We start from the raw sequence: 16,697 nt of genomic DNA, 5'->3' as shown, positions 1-16,697 counted from the left end.
TAAGCTCGCCGCCATGCACACACTCCCGACCTACGACGACGTGATTGCCGCGGCCGCGCGGCTCGAAGGGCAGGCGCACCGCACGCCGGTGTTGCGCTCCGCCACCGCCGACGCCCGCTGGGGCGCGCAGTTTTTCTTCAAGTGCGAGAACTTCCAGCGCATGGGCGCCTTCAAGTTTCGCGGTGCGTTCAATGCGCTGGCCAAGTTCGATGCGGTGCAGCGCCGCGCCGGCGCCATCGCGTTTTCTTCCGGCAACCATGCGCAGGCGGTGGCGCTGTCGGCCCGCCTGCTTGGCATGCCGGCGGTGATCGTGATGCCGAACGACGCTCCCGCCGCCAAGCTCGCCGCGACCCGCGAGTACGGCGCGGAAGTGGTGCAGTACGACCGCTTCACCGAAGACCGCGAGGCGCTGACCCGGCGGCTGGCCGAGGAGCGCGGCATGACGCTGATCCCGCCCTACGACCACCCCGACGTGATCGCCGGCCAGGGCACGGCGGCCAAGGAGCTGATCGAGGAGGTCGGTGCCCTCGATGCGCTCTACGTCTGCCTGGGCGGCGGCGGCCTGACCAGCGGCTCGGCACTGTCGGCGCGCGCGCTCGCGCCCGGCTGCAAGGTCTACGGCGTCGAGCCCGAGGCCGGGAACGACGGCCAGCAGTCGCTGCGGGCCGGCCACATCGTCCACATCGAGACTCCGAAGACCATCGCCGACGGCGCCCAGACCCAGCACCTGGGCGAATACACCTTCGGCATCATCCGGCGCGACGTCACAGACATCTTCACGGTCAGCGACGCGCAGCTGGTGGACGGCATGCGCTTCTTTGCCGAGCGCATGAAGATGGTGGTGGAGCCGACCGGCTGCCTGGCCTTCGCGGCCGCCTGCGCGGCCGGCGAGGCGATCCGCGGACAGCGGGTCGGTGTGATCGTGAGTGGGGGCAATGTCGACCTGGGCCGCTACGCTGCGTTGCTCGCGGGTAGCTAGAGCTGCGTGATCCGCGACAACATTTTGCAGGGGCGCGTGCCGAGGGATGCTGCCGAGGATCAACCGTCGGCGTGAGCCCGCCCCGACCCAGGAAAGCCGAATCAGACCCGAATCCCTTCAGCGCTCAGGTGCAGCACCCTGTCGGCGCGCGCGGCCGCGGTTTCGGAGTGGGTCACCAGCACCAGCGACGCGCCCTGGGCGCGCGTCTGGGACAGCAGCACGTCCATCACCCGCGCCGCGGTGCCCGGGTCGAGGTTGCCGGTGGGCTCGTCGGCCAGCAGCAGCGCGGGCGCATGGATCAAGGCGCGGGCGATCGCGACGCGCTGCAACTGGCCGCCGCTCAATTGCTGCGGCAGGCGCGGGCCGAGGCCGGCGAGGCCGACGGCGTCGAGCATGCCGGCCACCCGCGGCGGGTCGTTGCGCCCCAGCAGCATCAGCGGCAGCGCGACGTTCTGGGCCACGTCCAGGTGCGGCAGCACATGGAAGGCCTGGAACACGAAGCCGACATGCCGGCGCCGCCAGAGCGCGCGCGCGTCGGCGTCGAGCATGCCGATGTCGGTGCCGTCGTGCACCACGCGGCCGGCGTCCCAGCTGTCCAGGCCGGCCATGCAGTTGAGCAGGGTCGACTTGCCGACGCCCGACTCGCCGACGATCGCCACGAACTCGCCGTCGGCGACCTCGAGCGTGACGTGCTCGAACACCGGCGTCTCTGCATAGCGCTTGCCCAGGTCGGTGATGCGCAGCGTCATGCGATCTCGAGCACCTGGCGGACCACCTGCGCGATCGCATCCGGCGCCTCGGCAGCGATGACATGGCGCCCGGGCATGCTGCGCAGCCAGGTCATCTGGCGCTTGGCGAGCTGGCGGGTGGCGGCGACGCCGCGCTCGCGCAGTTCGGTGATCGGCCACGCACCGTCGAGCGCTTCCCAGGTCTGGCGATAGCCCACGCAGCGCATCGACGGCAGATCGGCCGCCAGGTCGCCGCGGGCACGCAGCGCCTGCACCTCCGCGATGAAGCCTTCGGAGAGCATGGCGTCGAAGCGGGCCTCGATGCGCGCATTCAGCCAGGCGCGCTCGGTGGGCTCGAGCGAGAACAGGGCGGTGGCCGGCGTGCCGCCGCCGGACTGCGCCGCGGCATGGAAGCTAGCGAGCGTCCGGCCGCTCGCATGCCAGACCTCGAGCGCGCGCTGGATGCGCTGGCTGTCGTTGGGGGCCAGCCGCGCTGCCGTGACCGCGTCGACCTCGGCCAGCCGCGCGTGCATCGCGGGCCAGCCCAGCGTCGCGGCCTCGGCCTCGAGCTGCCGGCGCAGCGCCGGGTCGGCCGCGGGCATGGCGTCGAGGCCGTCGGCGAGCGCCTTGAAGTAGAGCATCGTGCCGCCCACCAGCAGCGCCAGCTTGCCGCGCGCCGAGATCTCGGCGATGAGGCGCCGAGCGTCGGCGACGAAGGCGGCCGCGCTGTAGGCTTCGCGCGGGTCGCGGATGTCGATCAGGTGGTGCGGCACCTCGGCCCGCTCGGCCGCGCTGGGCTTGGCGGTGCCGATGTCCATCCCGCGGTAGACCAGCGCCGAGTCGACGCTGACGATCTCGACCGGCCGCCGGCGCGCGATCGCCAGGGCGGCCGCGGTCTTGCCCGCGGCGGTCGGTCCGGCGAGCGCCACGTAGCGCAAGGCACCCGGCGTCGTGTCAGTGGCCACGCGACCCCCCCTGGCGGCGCACCAGGGTCCAGGCGACGGCTGCGATGCAGGCGCTCCAGAACCACATGCCGAGCGCCAGCGGCATCACGGTGCCGTCCATGCGGGTGCCGAGCCAGCCGCCGATCGCGAAGGCGGCGAGCATCATGATGAAGCCGTTGAGCGCCGAGGCGGCGCCCGCGGCCTGCGGGAACGGACCGACCGCGCCGCTCTGGCCGCAGGGCTGGTGGACGCCGTGGCCCAGCATCATGAGCGTCAGCGGCCCGACCAGGGCGGCGACCGAGACCACGCCGGCCAGCGCCAGCAGGCCCATCGCGGTGCCGCCCGCCAGCGTCAGGCCGGCGGCCCGCGCCACGCTGCCGCGCACGCCGTGGCGCGGCAGCCAGCGCCGGCAGATGAAGGTGCCGCAAATGTAGGCCAGCGAGTTCCACAGCATCACCAGCCCGTACTGCGTCTTGCTGAGCCCGAGCACCTGGATGAAGACGAAGGACGACGACGCCAGGAAGGTGAACAACAGCCCGTAGGACGCGGTGGTCAGCGCACTGAAGGCCAGGAACACCGGGTTGCGCAGCACCGTCGCCCAGGTGGCGAGCAAGGTGCCCGGACGCAGCGCATCGGGATTGCGGCGCGGCAGCGTCTCGCCGAAGCGCTGGGCGACCAGGGCCAGCGTGCCGGCGCCGAAGACGGCCGGCACCAGCAGCGCCAGGCGCCAGCCGAACATGTCGGACACCAGTCCGCCGATCGGCGCGCAGAGGCAGGCGATGACACCCAGCCCGGTGAGGGCGCGCGACATCACGCGGGCGCCGTCGGCCGGCTGGTACAGGTCGCGCACGATCGCGCGCGCTGCCATCACCGCCGCACCCATGGCCGCGCCCTGCAGCGTGCGCAAGACGATCAGGATCTCGATCGAAGGGGCCATCACGCCCCCGATGCTCGCGAGCACGTAGCCGCTCAAACCCCACAGCAGCACCGGGCGCCGCCCGAAGCGATCGGACAATGGCCCGAACACCAGCTGCGAGCTGCCGAAGGCCAGCAGCAGGGCGCTCAGCGTGAGCTGCGCGTGTGCCATGCGGGCCCCTAGGTCGGCGGTCAGGGCCGGCAGGGCGGGCAGGTAGAGATCGGTAGTGACCGGCTGGATGCCCAGCAGCAGGGCGAGCGTGAGGACGACCAGGGCCGGCGACATGCCCAAGTCGGACGGAGCGGAGCGGGGAAGGGCCGTGGCGGCAGGAGGCGGCATGCGCCCGAGGTTAACAAACGCGCCGCCGAGGCGGCTCAGATCGCCGGCGTGGGCGTGGGCGGGTGCGGGCGCAGCGCGGTGGTTTCCGCGGGCGTCGGCGTCGGCGGCGACGGCAGCGCCGCCGGCGGCACCGGCGCTTCGCCGTCCTGAACGGCCGTCTCGATCGGCGGCTCCTCCATGCGAAAGAGCTGCGCCAGCGCCGCGCGGTATTGGGCCTGGCCGATCGAATTGGCGTTGTGGTGCGAGCCGCCCTGTACCAGCACGAACATCTTTGGCACGGTCGCGGCGTCATAGAGCTTGCGGCCCAGGGTCGGGTTGATCAGGCTGTCGGCCGCACCGTGCACGACCAGGAGAGGGGCGCCGATGTCCTTGACCTTGCTGATGGCCTCGAAGCGCTGGGTGATGAAGGGCCTGACGGGCAGCCAGCCCCACTTGAAGCTGCTGGCCACGTCGGCGATCGAGGTGAAGGTGCTCTCGACGATGGTGCCGCTCTCGTCGTTCACGCGCGAAGCCAGGTCGATGCCGATGGCGCCGCCGAGCGAGTGGCCGAAGATGTAGCGCCGCTGCTTCGGGTGGCGGGCGGCGAGCCAGGTCCATGCGGCCAGCGCATCCTCGCGCGCCGAGTCCTCCGAGGGCAGGCCGGCCGAACTCTTGCCGAAGCCGCGGTAGTCGATGGCCAGCACCGAGAAGCCCAGTTCGTGCATGCGGCGCATGCGGGGCGCCGAGCCGGCGACGTTGTAGCGGGCGCCGTGAAGGTAGAGCAGCACCGGCGTGTCGGCCGATTCCGGCGCGCCGCCCAGCCACAGGCCATGCAGGCGCGCGGGCTCGCCGGTGAGCGAGGACTTGAAATCGATCCAGACGTCGTCCATGCCCTGGCTCATGGCTTCCGAATTGCCCCAGCTGCGGTCGCTCGGCTGGAAGATCCATTCGCGCTGGCGCTCGTCGAGGGTCGAACAGCCGCCGGCCAGCAGGGCGACCAGGGCAGTGGCGGAGGCGACGAGTGACCAGGATTTCATAGAAGGCTGAAGGACAGGCGGTGAGCCCGAAAGTTCAACAACAGACCCTATGCAACGGTCGTGCCGACCGAGTCGATGACCCGGTAAACCCTAGTATTTGTAACGCTTTTGGCTGCTTTCCGACTTGTTTCCGCGAAATGTAAGCGGAGGAAAAGCCTGCTCAGCGCCCGCGCATGAAGAGCGCGTCGAGCTCGCGGACCGACAACTGGCGCCAGGTCGGCCGGCCGTGGTTGCACTGGTCGGAGCGCTCGGTGGCCTCCATCTGGCGCAGCAGCGCGTTCATTTCGTCGAGCGTCAGCTTGCGGTTGGCGCGCACCGCGCCGTGGCAGGCCATGGTGGACAGCAACTCGTTCTGGGCCCGCTGGACCACGGTGCTGGCGTCGTGGAGTGCCAGTTCGGCCAGCACGCTGCGCGCCAGTTCGACCGGGTCGCCGTCGGCGAGGGTGCCAGGCACGGCGCGCACCGCCAGGGTGCGCGGCGAGAGCGGCGTGATCTCGAGTCCGAGTGCGGGCAGCACCGCCACGCAGGCCTCGGCGGTCGCCACTTCCTGGGGGGTGGCGGCGAAAGTGGCGGGGATGAGCAGCGGCTGGCTGCTGATGGCCGCGCCGTCGAGCTGGGTCTTCAGGCGCTCGTACACGATGCGCTCATGGGCGGCGTGCATGTCGACGATGACCAGCCCCTGGCTGTTCTCGGCCAGGATGTAGATGCCCTGCAACTGGGCCAGGGCGCGGCCCAGGGGCCAGGCTTCGGCGGTGGCGGGTTCGGACCGAGGCTGGGCGCCTGCAGGCTGCGCCGGCAGGTCCGGAGCGCGCTCCGAGGCGACAACGGGTTGCGAGAACGCGGGCGGTGCCTCGCGCCGCTCGGCCGGCCACATCGCCGCCGCGTCGCCCAGCCCGCGTTCGGTACCGAACTGCATGCCGGGCTGCGTCCACGACGCCGAAGCCGGCGCCAGCCGGGGCTTGAAGAACGGCTCGGCCGGCGCCGCCACCGCGTCGCCGGCCCGCGGTGCGGCCAGGGCGTCCTCGATCGCGTGGCGCACCGCCTGGTGCACCTCGCGGCCGTCGCGGAAGCGCACCTCGATCTTGGTCGGGTGGACGTTGACGTCGACCCGCGCCGGGTCGATCTCGAGGTACAGCGCGTAGACCGGCTGGCGCTGGCCGTGCAGCACGTCCTCGTAGGCGCTGCGCACCGCGTGGGCCAGCACCTTGTCGCGGACGAAGCGGCCGTTGACATAGAAGAACTGTTGGTCGGCGCGCGAGCGGGCCGCGTCCGGAATGCCGGCGCGGCCGCTGACCCGCACCGGGCCGCCTTCGCGCTCGACCACGACGCTGTGCGTCACGAAGTCGTCGCCGAGCGTGTCGGCCAGGCGCTGGTCGCGCCCGGTGGCGGCGCGCCACTGCTCGACCAGGCGGCCGTCGTGCCAGATCGAGAAGCCGACCTCCGGGCGTGCCAGCGCGTGGCGACGGACCGCCTCGATGCAGTGGGCCAGTTCGGTGGCATCGGTCTTCAGGAACTTGCGCCGTGCCGGCGTGGCGAAGAACAATTCGCGGACCTCGACCGTGGTGCCCGTGGCGCGTGCTACCGGGCGCAGTTCGCCGGTGCGGCCGTCGAGCGCGAAGGCACCGTCGGCGCCGTTGAAGCGCGACAGCACGCTGAGCTCGGCGATCGCGTTGATGGCGGCCAGCGCCTCGCCGCGAAAGCCCATCGTGCCGACGGTCTCGAGGTCGTTCAGGCTGGCGATCTTGCTGGTGGCGTGGCGGCGCAGCGCCAGCGGCAACTCTTCGCGCGGCAGGCCGAGGCCATCGTCCTCGACCGAGATCAGCCGCACGCCGCCGGCCGAAAGCCGCACCGTGATCTGCCGGGCCCCGGCATCGAGCGCGTTGTCGAGCAGTTCGCGCACCACGGAGGCCGGCCGCTCGACCACTTCACCGGCCGCGATCTGGCTGATCAGTTCGTCGGGGAGTTCGCGGATCGGGCGCCGCTCGGCGGGGGCGAGGGAAGAGGGAAGAGCACTCACGGGGATATTCTAGAAGGGCCTGTCGCGCCGCACCGGGATAATGCGCGCCATGGAAATCATCAGCTTTCTCATCGACTTCATCCTGCATGTCGACAAACATCTCGAAGCCTTCGTCATCGCCTACGGCACCTGGGTCTACGCGCTGCTGTTCCTGATCGTGTTCGTCGAGACCGGGCTGGTGGTGATGCCCTTCCTGCCCGGCGATTCGCTGCTGTTCATCGTCGGTGCGCTGTGCGGCGCGGGCCTGATGAGCTTCGGCTTGGCGGTGCCGATCCTGCTGGCGGCGGCGATCCTGGGCGACCAGTGCAACTTCAGCATCGGTCGCTTCTTCGGGCCCAAGGTGTTCCAGTGGGAGAGCTCGCGCTTCTTCAACCGCCGGGCCTTCGACCAGGCGCACGCGTTCTACGAGCGCTACGGCGGCGTGACCATCATCGCGGCCCGCTTCCTGCCGTTCATCCGCACTTTCGCGCCCTTCGTGGCGGGGGTGGCCGACATGACGCGCACCAAGTTCACCTTGTTCAACATCGCGGGTGCGCTGCTGTGGGTGGTGGGCCTGTGCACCATCGGCTTCTTCTTCGGCAACCTTCCGATCGTCAAGGACAACCTGGAGAAGGTCATCTGGGCGCTGATCCTGGTGCCGGGGCTGATCGCGCTGTTCGGCGCCTGGCGCGCCCGCCGCACTTCGGCCGTCCGCTGAACACCCGCTACGGCCGCTGGCGCGCCGGCACGCGCGCCGACAGCGGCTGCGGCGCGTAGGCCGGATCGATGCGGCAACCCTTGCCGAAGGCCGGCTCGAAGCTCGTGCAGCGGGCCGCGACGTCGGCCGGCGTCGGCTTCGTGCCGTGGTCGATCCAGTCGAGCAGCGCAGCGAACAGCGCCGGGTATTCGGCATCGCCCAGATAGCTGTGCTCCGATTCGCGGCTGAAGGTCTGTACCAGCAAGTCGGCCGTGCCGGCGCGTTCGCGCACCGTGCGGTAGGCCGATTCGAGTTCCACGAACGCCGTCGGGTCGTCGATGGCATGCAGGCTCAAGGTCGGGATGTCGACCCGGCCGGTCGGGTCGCTGTCGGCCGCCAGCCTTGCCACTGCCGCCGGGTCGGCCCGATAGCGCAGCACCGCGGTGTTGAGCAGTGGGTCGTCGCGCGAGCCGCTGTAGACCGCGCCGATGTTGCCGAAGGGATTGCCGCCGTCGAGCCGCTCCTGCACCAGGTCGCGGAACAGGAAGGTCGACCAGTTCATGTTGGCGACCAGCGAGCGCTCCGGGATCTTGACGGTGGAGAGGATCGCCTGCAGGTTGGCACTTTGCTGCGCGCTGCGCTCGATGGCGGGCTTGCGCACGCCGGTGCAGGCGTCGATGCGCCGCGCCAGTTCGGCGCGGCCCAACGTCGAGTCGCGCGGCAGGCCTTGCCAGAGCGGGTAGGCGGGCTCGGTCGGCAACGGATGGTTGTTGCAGACGTATTGATAGACCACGCGCAGGTCGAGCCGGTAGTCGTAGGCCTGGGTGCCGCCGCCCAGCACGCCGCTGGTCAGCAGCAGGCCGTCGTACGGGCCCTTGCCGCTGTCGACCCGGGCATAGAGCTCGGCCGCCTTCGCGGCAACGCCGGCGCCATAGCTCTGGCCGTGGAGAATGGCGCGCCGCGGGGTGCCGAAGTTCTGCACGAACCAGGCGCGCAGGCGCTCGGTGTCCTCGGCCGCCATCGTGACGCCGTAGCCGCCGCGGCGGTAGGTCGAGCCGGCCCAGGCATAGCCGGCCTTGACCGTGACGGCCCAGCGCTGCAGGTCCTCGGTGGCACGCTCCAGCGTCGGTGCGCCGAGCTCGGGGCCGCCATGCGCGTGCATCACGAGCACGCGGTTCCAGTCGGCGGGGATCGCGACCCAGAAGAAGGCACCGGCGCTGTCCTGCCCGCTGTAGCAGCGTGTATTGGCAGGCATGCCGGCAGGGCAGGCGGTGCTCGACGGCGCGGCGATGCCTGAGGTTGCCGGAGCGCGTGCGGGCGATCCGCATGCACCGAGCACGAGCGCCGCGGCGACGCTGAAAAGCGATGTCAGTTGTCTCATGCCGCGTTTATACGTGCCGTTGCACGGCGCATGAAAAAGCGCACCCGTGGGCGCGCCTTTCGTTCACCAGGATCGGGCGGCTCAGTAGCTTGGGCCGTTGTTCGGGTAGTAGCTGTTCTGCGGGTAGTAGCGGCGCTGGTAGTTGCGCTCGTCGACGCTCTTGCCGACCTGGTTGCCGATCAGGCCGCCGACCGCCGCGCCACCGACCGTGGCCGCGGTGTTGCCGCCGATTGCATTGCCGACCAAGGCGCCACCGACCGCGCCGCCCGCGGTGCCGAGTTGCTGGTTGGGGCCGCCGGCGCAGCCGGCCAGGGTCATGATGCCGGTGGCCGCTGCGGCCACGATCCAGAGTCTCGTCTTCATGATGTCCACCTTTCAGTGATTGGGTGGATTCATTGTTCGAGGAAACTGCGCTGCGCATGTAGGAGCCGGCCCCGGTGTCTTGCCCGAATGTGCGGTCGCCACGTGCGCGACAAGCGCCCCTTCAGCCGGGCTTGGGGCCGCCCAGCCGCGCGACGATCAGGTCGTGCAGGGCCTGCGCCGCCACCGAAAGGCTGCCTTCACGCCGCCGCACGATGTGGACCGTGCGCTGCAGCGCCGCATGGACCAGCGGCCGCGTGGCCAGGGTCTCGCGCCGGAAATGGAACAGCGTCAGCGCCGGCACCGCGCTGATGCCCAGGCCGGCCTCGACCAGCCCCATCACGGTCGCGAGATGCTCGACCTCGAAGGTGGCGTTGAGCCGCAGTGGGTGCAGCACCGCGTCGATCGACTGGCGCACGCTGCTGTTGCGCGTCATCTGGATGAAGGGCCAGGGCGCGAGCTTCTTCAGGGTCAGGCGCGGCTCGGTGGCCAGCGGATGGTCGGCGCGGCAGACCAGGTGGAAGCGATCGCTGCAGAGCCGGCGCGCCACCAGGTCGCTGGCCGATGCGGTGCCCGCGTCCGAGGCGGCAAGCGCGAAATCGACCCGGCCGCCGCGCAGCAGCGCGATGCAGGCGTCGGACAGCGCGTCGTCGAGTTCCAGCGTGATGCCGGGCCAGCGCTGCTGGAACTCCTTGAAGATCGCCGGCAGCCAGCCCGCCGCGAGCGAGGGCAGGGCCGCCACCCGCACCCGGCCCGTGCGTCGTTCGACGTGGTCGGCCAGGTCGGCCAGCGCGCTGCCCATGTCGTCCAGCAGGCGCCGCGCCGGGCCTTCGAACAGCCGGCCTTCGGGCGTCAGCTGCACGCTGCGCGTGTCGCGGTCGAACAGCCGGGTGCCCAGCGCCTCTTCGAGCGTGCGGATCAAGGTGCTGAAGGCGGGCTGCGACAAATGGCTGGCCTGGGCGGCACGGGTGAAATTGCGCTGGTCGGCCAGTGTCAGGAAGGCGCGCAGCTGTCGGCTGGAGAGGTCCGGGTGTTTCATTTGAATCTTGGATGAATCTATCCGAACTTTCGATTTCACGGATGATTTTGTCAGGACTAAAGTGCGACCACCATGAACCGCATCGACCACCCCGCGCTCCTGATCGGCTGTGCCGCCGGTTTCTCCGGCGACCGCACCGACGCGGCCGGCCCGGTCGTCGACACGCTGATCGCGCGGCTGGCCCAAGGCCCCGCCGGCCAGCGCGCCTTCCTGATCTTCGAAACCCTGGCCGAGCGCACGCTGGCGCTGGCGCAGCTGCGCCGCCGCGCCGACCCCGAGGCCGGCTACGAGCCCCTGCTCGACGCCATGCTGCGCCCGGTGCTGGCGCGCTGCCTCGCGCATGGCATCCGCATAGTGAGCAATTTCGGCGCCGCCCATCCGCGCGCCGCGGCCCGCCACATCGCCCGGCTGGCGCGCGAGCTCGGCATCGCGCCGCCAAGGATCGCGGTGGTGCAGGGCGACGACCTCTCGGCGCCCGCGCAGCTCGCGCTGCTGCGGCGTGAGTTCGGCGACCGCATGGACGGCATCCGGCTGGTCAGTGCCAACGCCTACATCGGTGCCGAGCCGATCGCCGCCGCGCTCGACGCGGGGGCGCAGGTGGTGGTCTGCGGCCGGGTGGCCGATCCATCGCTCGCGGTCGGTCCGGCGATGTCCCACTTCGGCTGGCGCAGCGACGAGTGGGACAAGCTCGGCCGCGCCACGATGGCGGGCCATCTGCTGGAATGCGGCGCGCAGGTGTGCGGCGGCTACTTCGCCGATCCGGGCTACAAGGACGTGCCGGGCCTGGCGCAGGTCGGCTTCCCGATCGCCGAGATCGATGCCGACGGCCGCTGCGTCATCGGCAAGGCGGGTGGCACCGGCGGCCTCGTGACCGAGGCCACCGTGAAGGAGCAGTTGCTCTACGAGGTGCACGATCCCGCCGGCTACCTGACACCCGACGTCGTGGCCGACATCGCCGAAGCCGAAGTCGAGGCGGTGGGACCCGACCGGGTGGCGCTGCGCGGCGTGCGCGGCCATGCGCGGCCGAGCCACTACAAGGTCAATGTCTGCCATGAGGGCGGCTGGCTGGCTGAGGGCGAGATCTCCTATGCCGGCCCGCGCGCCGAGGCGCGCGCCCGGCTCGCGGCCGATGTGCTGCGGCAGCGGCTCGACGGCCTCGCGTTGCGCGTCGACCTGATCGGCGCGCTCAGCATCCTGGGCGACGACGCCGGCCATGCGCTCGCCGCCACCGCGGATTCGGGCTTGCGCGACATCCGCCTGCGCGTCGCCGCGACCCATGCCGAGCGGGCCCAGGCCGAGCGGCTGGGGCGCGAGGTCATGGCGCTCTACACCTGCGGGCCGGCCGGCGGCGGCGGTGTCCGCACCACGCTCACGCCGCGGCTCAACACGCTCTCGTGCCTGCTGCCGCGCGAGGCGGTGCCGGTGGGTTTTGAAATGCTCGAGGAGCCAGCACAATGAGCCACGACATCACGGTCCCGCTCTACCGGGCCGCCCACGGCCGCACCGGCGACAAGGGCGACCGCTCCAACATCAGCGTCATCGCCTGGCACCCCTCGCTGTATCCGCTGCTGGTGGCGCAGCTGACGCCGGAGCGCGTGGCGGCCTGCTTCCGCCATCGCTCGCCGAGCCAGGTCCAGCGCTTCCTGCTGCCGAAGCTGCAGGCGATGAACTTCGTTCTCGACGGCGTGCTCGACGGCGGCGTCAACGATGCGCTGAACCTCGACACGCACGGCAAGGCGCTGTCCTTCCTGCTGCTCGACATGCCGATCGAGGTGCCGCCGTCGCTGGCCCGGGAGCTTGTCGGCCAGGCGCCGCCCTGAGTGACTGATTCTTCTCGCTTTCGAACCATTCCAACTTCCCGGAGACAGACAATGAAAAGCCTCAAACCAACCGTGCTGGTCGCCGCCGCCCTGGCCCTTGCGCCCATGCTGGGCCAGGCCCAGGCCTTCCCCGACAAGGCCATCACCTTCGTGGTTCCGTTCGCTGCCGGCACCGCGACCGATCAGATCGCGCGCGCGCTGGGCAACGGCATCACGGCAGAGACCAAGCAGCCGGTGGTGATCGACAACAAGGCCGGCGCCAGCGGCTTCATCGCCTCGCAGCAGGTCGCCAAGGCCCCGGCCGACGGCTACACCGTGCTGATCACCACCAACACCACCCACGCGGCCAACGAGCACCTGTTCAAGAAGCTGCCCTACGACCCGGTGAAGGACTACGCGCCGGTCGCCGCGCTCGGCAAGGGCGGGCAGATCATGGTGGTCAATCCCTCGTTTCCGGCCAAGAGCGTCGCCGAGTTCATCGCGCTGGCGAAGAAGGACCCGGGCAAGTACAGCTTCGGCAGCGGCAGTTCGTCGAGCCGCATGGCCGGCGAGCTGCTGCAGCAGATGGCCGGCATCCAGCTGCTGCACGTGCCCTACAAGAGCAACACGCTGGCCGTGACAGACCTGCTGGGCGGCCAGATCCACATGATGATCACCGACACCGCCACCGGCCTGCCGCAGGTCAAGGCCGGCAAGCTGCGCGCGCTCGGCGTCTCGGGCGCCAAGCGTTCGCCGCTGGCGCCCGATGTGCCGACCATCGCCGAGGCCGGCGTGAAGGGCTACGAGATGGGCTATTGGTTCGCGGCCTACGCCCCGGCGAAGACCCCGCCCGCGGTGGTCAAGCGCCTCAATGAAATGCTGGTGAAGGCCGCAAGGAGCGAGGCCGCGAAGACCGCGTTCTACGAACCCACCGGCACCGAGGTCTTCACCAGCTCGCCCGAGGAGCTGGCGAAGTTTCAGGCCGCCGAATCTCAGAAGTGGGGCCGCATCGTCAAGGCGGCCGGGATCGAGGCCGAGTAAGCGCGCCCGCGCTACAGCTGCCGGCTGCGCGCCAGCGGCGGGTTCTGCGCGAAGTAGCGCTGGATGCCGCGCATCAGCGCATCGGCCAGCTCTTCCTGGTAGGCGGTGCTGCGCAGCTTGGCTTCTTCTTCGGGATTGCTGATGAACGCGGTCTCGACCAGCACGCTCGGGATGTCGGGCGCCTTGAGCACCGCGAAGCCGGCCTGCTCGACCTGCCCCTTGTGCAGCCGTGCGCCGATGCCCTTGATCTCGCCGATCATCGCGCCGCCGAGCTTGAGGCTGTCGTTGATCTGCGCCGTGGTGCTCATGTCGAGCAGCGCGCGCTGCACCTGCACCTCGTGGTTGCCGACGTTGACGCCGCCGACCTTGTCGGCCTGGTTCTCCTTGTTGGCGAGCCAGCGCGCGGCGCTGCTCGACGCGCCGCCCTGGCTCAGCGCGAACACGCTGGCGCCGCGCGCGTCGGGCGTGGTGAAGGCATCGGCATGGATGCTGACGAAGAGGTCGGCCTGCACCCGCCGCGCCTTCTGCACGCGCACGCCCAGCGGCACGAAGAAGTCGGCATCGCGGGTGAGGAAGGCGCGCATCGGATTGCCGTTGACGCTGCTGGCGTTGATGCGGGCCCGCAGCCGGTGCGCGATCTGCAGCACGATGTCTTTCTCGCGCGTGCCGTTGGAGCCGATGGCGCCGGGGTCTTCGCCACCGTGGCCCGGATCGAGCGCGACGATGATGATGCGATCGGTCTGGCTGGCGGTCGCGCCCCGGGTCGCTGGCTCGGCCGGCGGCGGCGCGCTGGCCAGGGGCGGCATCGGCATCGGCATCGGGCCGACCGGGGCCGAGGGACGATTGGCCTGCGAGACCGACACCTGCGGCGGCGAACCCTGCGGCGCGCCGCGCGAGGGCGGCCGCGCGGCCTGCTGGGCCATCAGGTCGCCCAGCGGGTCGACCGGGCCGCCGGCGGGCGGCTGCGACGATGCCGTCGCCGCGTCGGGGGGCGCCGCCTTGGGCGCCTCGCGCATGCGTTCGGCGATCAGCGACTCGAGCGGGTCGGTCGCCTGCTGCGGATAGAGGTCGAGCACCAGCCGGTCGCGGTAGGCCGCCACCGGCGCCAGCGAGAACACCTGCGGCGCCACCGCCTGCTTGAGGTCGAAGACGATGCGCACCACGCCGGGCGCGAACTGGCCGACGCGCAGGCCGTTGATGAAGGGGTCGTCGGGCTTGATCTTGCCGACCAGCTCGCGCAGGGCCGGATTGAGCTCGATGCCGGTGATGTCGACCGCCAGCCGCGGCGGGCTGCCGACCACCAGCTGCTGCGAACTGAGGCGGCCGTCGGATTCGATCGTGACGCGGGTGTAGTCGGCCGCGGGCCATACCCGCACCGCCATGATGGTGGCACCGCGGGCGATCTCGTGCAGGCCCAGCAGCAGCGCCACGCTGCCGCCTTGCAGCAGCACGCGCCGCTTCAGTCCGCTCGCCTTCATGCAGTGGCCGCGAGCAGGCGCGTGCCTCGCTCGGTGTGGGCGCGCAGTGTCACGGTGCGGGTGTCGTCGGTCATTGCTTCGATTTTAATAGCGAGGTCCGCAAGAGGAATGCGCCCGGCCGCGTTTTCGGGCCATTCGGCCAGCTTGAGGCCCGGGCCCGCGAAGATGTCACGGAAACCGGCGTCCTCCCATTCGCGCGGATCGCTGAAGCGATAGAAGTCGAAATGGAAGATCGCTAGGCCATCGGGTGCCTCGTGTGGCTCCACCACCGCGTAGGTCGGGCTCTTGATGCGCCCGGCGATGCCGAGCGCGCGCAGCAGGTGGCGCACGAAGGTGGTCTTGCCGGCGCCGAGGTCGCCCTGCAGCGAGACGAAGGCGTCGCGCAGCGCAGGCGAGCGCGCCAGCGCCAGCGCCAGGGCCTCGGTGTCGGCCTCGGTGCGCCAGACCTGGGTCGCGCTGTGCGTTTCTACAATCGGCAGGTGATCGGCAGCCATCAAATCGTCAACAGGATTCAGGCCTTGGCCCGGGAGCTCGGATTCTCCCAAATCGGCATCGCCGGTGTCGACCTGTCGAGCGCCGAGGCCGGATTGATGCAATGGCTGGCCGAAGGCTTCCACGGCGACATGCACTACATGGCCGCCCACGGCACGCGCCGCGCGCGGCCGGCCGAGCTGGTGCCGGGCACGGTCTCGGTCATCACGGCGCGCATGGACTACCTGCCGCGCGCGACGCCGGACGACTGGCAGGCGATCGAATTCGCGCGGCTCGCGCGGCCCGCCGAAGGCATCGTCTCGCTCTATGCCCGCGGCCGCGATTACCACAAGGTGCTGCGCGCGCGGCTGGCGAAGCTGGCCGAGCGCATCGCCGACGAGGTCGGGCCCTTCGGCCACCGCGCCTTCACCGATTCGGCACCGGTGCTCGAGGCCGAGCTGGCCTCGCGCAGCGGCCAGGGCTGGCGCGGCAAGCACACGCTGGTGCTCGACCGCGAGGCCGGCTCGATGTTCTTCCTCGGTGAGATCTACGTCGACATGGCGCTGCCGCCGAGCGAGCCGGTGACGCCGCACTGCGGCAGCTGCAGCGCCTGCATCGACATCTGCCCGACCCGCGCCATCGTCGCGCCGCACCGGCTCGACGCCCGGCGCTGCATCTCCTACCTGACGATCGAGCATGCCGGGCCGATTCCGCTCGAGCTGCGGCCGCTGATCGGCAACCGCATCTACGGCTGCGACGACTGCCAGCTGGCCTGCCCCTGGAACAAGTTCGCAAAGAAGAGCGCCTTGCCCGATTTCGATGCCCGCGACGGCCTCACCGGCCGGCAGCTGGCCGAGCTGTTCGCCTGGACCGAGGCCGATTTCCTGCGCTTCACCGAAGGCAGTCCGATCCGCCGCATCGGCCACGAGCGCTGGCTGCGCAACGTGGCGGTGGCGCTCGGCAACGCATTGCGTGCCGGCGACGCGGGCGCCCGTGCCGCGCTGGCCAGCCGCAGCGATGATGCCAGCGCGCTGGTCCGAGAACACGTGGCGTGGGCGCTGGCGGTCAGTGCCGGATGATGGCCGAGATCTGGGCGGTGCCGGCGTCCAGCGAACGCATCGAGCTGAGCCGGATCGAGGCGTACTTCAGCTGCGGGTTGAGGATCAGCTTGCCGACGAAGTGGCCGTTGAACCGCGCATCGCGGCAGCCGCTCGCCACCAGGTCGATCGAGGCATTGGCCGGCGTGATGTAGTCCATGCTCGAACCCGCCAGGGTGCAGGCCGCGTCGGGCACTGCGCCGCGCACCGCGCCGTCGATCTCGATCTGCAGCGTGCCCGCGAAGACCTCGGGCGATCCCTGGGTGCCGGTGTCCTGCTGCGCCACGTAGAACAGGAAGGGCCCGCTCCAGCTGCCCTGGTAGCGGGTGTACTCCTGCGCCTGGACCGCTATCGTCAGCGACGATGCGGCAAGGACGGCCAGGAGCGGGTAGCGCATCGCTGCATCGTAGCGGGTC

Annotated in this window: 17 protein-coding genes; 6 read left to right on the top strand and 11 right to left on the bottom strand. The window is 70.7% G+C overall.

Going from position 1 to position 16,697, the window contains the following annotated elements; all coding sequences use genetic code 11:
* Window positions 1–13: 13 nt before the first annotated feature.
* The gene (locus QZH52_RS11990) at window positions 14–979 is read left to right on the top strand and encodes a threo-3-hydroxy-L-aspartate ammonia-lyase (RefSeq protein ID WP_301808549.1); all 966 of its coding nucleotides are present in this window, start codon (window positions 14–16) and stop codon (window positions 977–979) included.
* A gap of 101 nt (window positions 980–1,080) precedes the next feature.
* Here QZH52_RS11990 and QZH52_RS11985 read toward each other — a convergent pair whose 3' ends face one another.
* The 5 genes from QZH52_RS11985 to mutL form a co-directional block, all read right to left on the bottom strand.
* Window positions 1,081–1,728: an ABC transporter ATP-binding protein gene (locus QZH52_RS11985; RefSeq protein WP_301808546.1), complete on the bottom strand. Its 648-nt coding sequence runs from the start codon at window positions 1,726–1,728 to the stop codon at window positions 1,081–1,083.
* Window positions 1,725–2,672 (bottom strand): tRNA (adenosine(37)-N6)-dimethylallyltransferase MiaA, encoded by a 948-nt coding sequence (gene miaA, locus QZH52_RS11980; protein ID WP_301808544.1) that lies wholly within the window; start codon window positions 2,670–2,672, stop codon window positions 1,725–1,727. Before miaA ends, QZH52_RS11985 begins: the two co-directional genes overlap by 4 nt.
* Entirely contained in the window at window positions 2,662–3,906 is a 1,245-nt protein-coding gene (locus tag QZH52_RS11975; RefSeq protein WP_301808541.1) for a multidrug effflux MFS transporter, read from the bottom strand. Before QZH52_RS11975 ends, miaA begins: the two co-directional genes overlap by 11 nt.
* Before the next feature lie 35 nt (window positions 3,907–3,941).
* Window positions 3,942–4,922, bottom strand: coding sequence for an alpha/beta hydrolase (locus QZH52_RS11970; RefSeq protein WP_301808538.1), 981 nt, complete (start codon window positions 4,920–4,922; stop codon window positions 3,942–3,944).
* Between the two features lie 160 nt (window positions 4,923–5,082).
* Entirely contained in the window at window positions 5,083–6,939 is a 1,857-nt protein-coding gene (gene mutL / locus QZH52_RS11965) for a DNA mismatch repair endonuclease MutL (RefSeq protein ID WP_301808534.1), read from the bottom strand.
* A gap of 49 nt (window positions 6,940–6,988) precedes the next feature.
* On the opposite strand from mutL, the gene QZH52_RS11960 reads away from it, so the two are divergent.
* The gene (locus QZH52_RS11960) at window positions 6,989–7,636 is read left to right on the top strand and encodes a DedA family protein (protein ID WP_286532296.1); all 648 of its coding nucleotides are present in this window, start codon (window positions 6,989–6,991) and stop codon (window positions 7,634–7,636) included.
* A 7-nt stretch (window positions 7,637–7,643) separates the two neighbouring features.
* Here QZH52_RS11960 and QZH52_RS11955 read toward each other — a convergent pair whose 3' ends face one another.
* The 3 genes from QZH52_RS11955 to QZH52_RS11945 form a co-directional block, all read right to left on the bottom strand.
* Window positions 7,644–8,996 carry an alpha/beta hydrolase gene (locus QZH52_RS11955; protein WP_301808530.1) on the bottom strand — a complete coding sequence of 451 codons (1,353 nt, stop codon included), beginning with the start codon at window positions 8,994–8,996 and terminating at the stop codon, window positions 7,644–7,646.
* Between the two features lie 81 nt (window positions 8,997–9,077).
* On the bottom strand, window positions 9,078–9,359 hold the full coding sequence (locus tag QZH52_RS11950) for a YMGG-like glycine zipper-containing protein (protein ID WP_286524841.1): 282 nt from the start codon (window positions 9,357–9,359) through the stop codon (window positions 9,078–9,080).
* A gap of 121 nt (window positions 9,360–9,480) precedes the next feature.
* The gene (locus QZH52_RS11945; RefSeq protein ID WP_301808527.1) at window positions 9,481–10,395 is read right to left on the bottom strand and encodes a LysR family transcriptional regulator; all 915 of its coding nucleotides are present in this window, start codon (window positions 10,393–10,395) and stop codon (window positions 9,481–9,483) included.
* Window positions 10,396–10,467: 72 nt separating this feature from the next.
* Between QZH52_RS11945 and QZH52_RS11940 the strand changes: the two genes are divergently transcribed.
* The 3 genes from QZH52_RS11940 to QZH52_RS11930 are packed head-to-tail and all read left to right on the top strand — an operon-like array spanning window position 10,468 to window position 13,235.
* Window positions 10,468–11,853, top strand: a complete 1,386-nt coding sequence (locus QZH52_RS11940) for an acyclic terpene utilization AtuA family protein (RefSeq protein WP_286532306.1) — start codon at window positions 10,468–10,470, stop codon at window positions 11,851–11,853.
* Entirely contained in the window at window positions 11,850–12,215 is a 366-nt protein-coding gene (locus QZH52_RS11935) for an AtuA-related protein (protein WP_301808525.1), read from the top strand. The genes QZH52_RS11940 and QZH52_RS11935 overlap by 4 nt, the downstream gene beginning before the upstream one ends.
* Window positions 12,216–12,266: 51 nt before the next feature.
* Window positions 12,267–13,235, top strand: a complete 969-nt coding sequence (locus QZH52_RS11930) for a Bug family tripartite tricarboxylate transporter substrate binding protein (RefSeq protein WP_301808522.1) — start codon at window positions 12,267–12,269, stop codon at window positions 13,233–13,235.
* Window positions 13,236–13,246: 11 nt separating this feature from the next.
* Here QZH52_RS11930 and QZH52_RS11925 read toward each other — a convergent pair whose 3' ends face one another.
* Both QZH52_RS11925 and tsaE read right to left on the bottom strand, forming a co-directional pair.
* A complete protein-coding gene (locus tag QZH52_RS11925; protein ID WP_301808519.1) occupies window positions 13,247–14,713 on the bottom strand; it encodes an N-acetylmuramoyl-L-alanine amidase in 1,467 nt (488 codons plus the stop codon).
* Window positions 14,710–15,207, bottom strand: a complete 498-nt coding sequence (gene tsaE / locus QZH52_RS11920; protein WP_286532313.1) for a tRNA (adenosine(37)-N6)-threonylcarbamoyltransferase complex ATPase subunit type 1 TsaE — start codon at window positions 15,205–15,207, stop codon at window positions 14,710–14,712. Before tsaE ends, QZH52_RS11925 begins: the two co-directional genes overlap by 4 nt.
* On the opposite strand from tsaE, the gene queG reads away from it, so the two are divergent.
* On the top strand, window positions 15,193–16,263 hold the full coding sequence (gene queG, locus QZH52_RS11915) for a tRNA epoxyqueuosine(34) reductase QueG (protein ID WP_301808511.1): 1,071 nt from the start codon (window positions 15,193–15,195) through the stop codon (window positions 16,261–16,263). The genes tsaE and queG overlap by 15 nt on opposite strands.
* Here queG and QZH52_RS11910 read toward each other — a convergent pair.
* Complete coding sequence (locus QZH52_RS11910; protein ID WP_286532317.1) at window positions 16,250–16,678, bottom strand: hypothetical protein; 429 nt, start codon at window positions 16,676–16,678, stop codon at window positions 16,250–16,252. The two genes, queG and QZH52_RS11910, sit on opposite strands and share 14 nt — an antisense overlap.
* Window positions 16,679–16,697: the final 19 nt, after the last annotated feature.

Origin of the sequence: Variovorax ginsengisoli, from assembly GCF_030486595.1 — a bacterium.
Taxonomy (GTDB): Bacteria; Pseudomonadota; Gammaproteobacteria; order Burkholderiales; family Burkholderiaceae_C; genus Variovorax; species Variovorax ginsengisoli_B.
Note: the sequence above shows the minus strand (reverse complement) of the source record. Positions and strands in the feature narration are given on the sequence as shown.

What these genes read in the sequence shown, in the direction of transcription:
- QZH52_RS11935 (WP_301808525.1), top strand. Translation starts at nt 11,850, where the DNA reads ATGAGCCACGACATCACGGTCCCGCTCTACCGGGCCGCCCACGGCCGC.
- QZH52_RS11970 (WP_301808538.1), bottom strand. Translation starts at nt 4,922, where the DNA reads ATGAAATCCTGGTCACTCGTCGCCTCCGCCACTGCCCTGGTCGCCCTG.
- QZH52_RS11930 (WP_301808522.1), top strand. Translation starts at nt 12,267, where the DNA reads ATGAAAAGCCTCAAACCAACCGTGCTGGTCGCCGCCGCCCTGGCCCTT.
- QZH52_RS11910 (WP_286532317.1), bottom strand. Translation starts at nt 16,678, where the DNA reads ATGCGCTACCCGCTCCTGGCCGTCCTTGCCGCATCGTCGCTGACGATA.
- QZH52_RS11945 (WP_301808527.1), bottom strand. Translation starts at nt 10,395, where the DNA reads ATGAAACACCCGGACCTCTCCAGCCGACAGCTGCGCGCCTTCCTGACA.
- QZH52_RS11975 (WP_301808541.1), bottom strand. Translation starts at nt 3,906, where the DNA reads ATGCCGCCTCCTGCCGCCACGGCCCTTCCCCGCTCCGCTCCGTCCGAC.
- tsaE (WP_286532313.1), bottom strand. Translation starts at nt 15,207, where the DNA reads ATGGCTGCCGATCACCTGCCGATTGTAGAAACGCACAGCGCGACCCAG.
- QZH52_RS11955 (WP_301808530.1), bottom strand. Translation starts at nt 8,996, where the DNA reads ATGAGACAACTGACATCGCTTTTCAGCGTCGCCGCGGCGCTCGTGCTC.
- QZH52_RS11925 (WP_301808519.1), bottom strand. Translation starts at nt 14,713, where the DNA reads ATGAAGGCGAGCGGACTGAAGCGGCGCGTGCTGCTGCAAGGCGGCAGC.
- QZH52_RS11940 (WP_286532306.1), top strand. Translation starts at nt 10,468, where the DNA reads ATGAACCGCATCGACCACCCCGCGCTCCTGATCGGCTGTGCCGCCGGT.
- QZH52_RS11990 (WP_301808549.1), top strand. Translation starts at nt 14, where the DNA reads ATGCACACACTCCCGACCTACGACGACGTGATTGCCGCGGCCGCGCGG.
- QZH52_RS11985 (WP_301808546.1), bottom strand. Translation starts at nt 1,728, where the DNA reads ATGACGCTGCGCATCACCGACCTGGGCAAGCGCTATGCAGAGACGCCG.
- QZH52_RS11960 (WP_286532296.1), top strand. Translation starts at nt 6,989, where the DNA reads ATGGAAATCATCAGCTTTCTCATCGACTTCATCCTGCATGTCGACAAA.
- QZH52_RS11950 (WP_286524841.1), bottom strand. Translation starts at nt 9,359, where the DNA reads ATGAAGACGAGACTCTGGATCGTGGCCGCAGCGGCCACCGGCATCATG.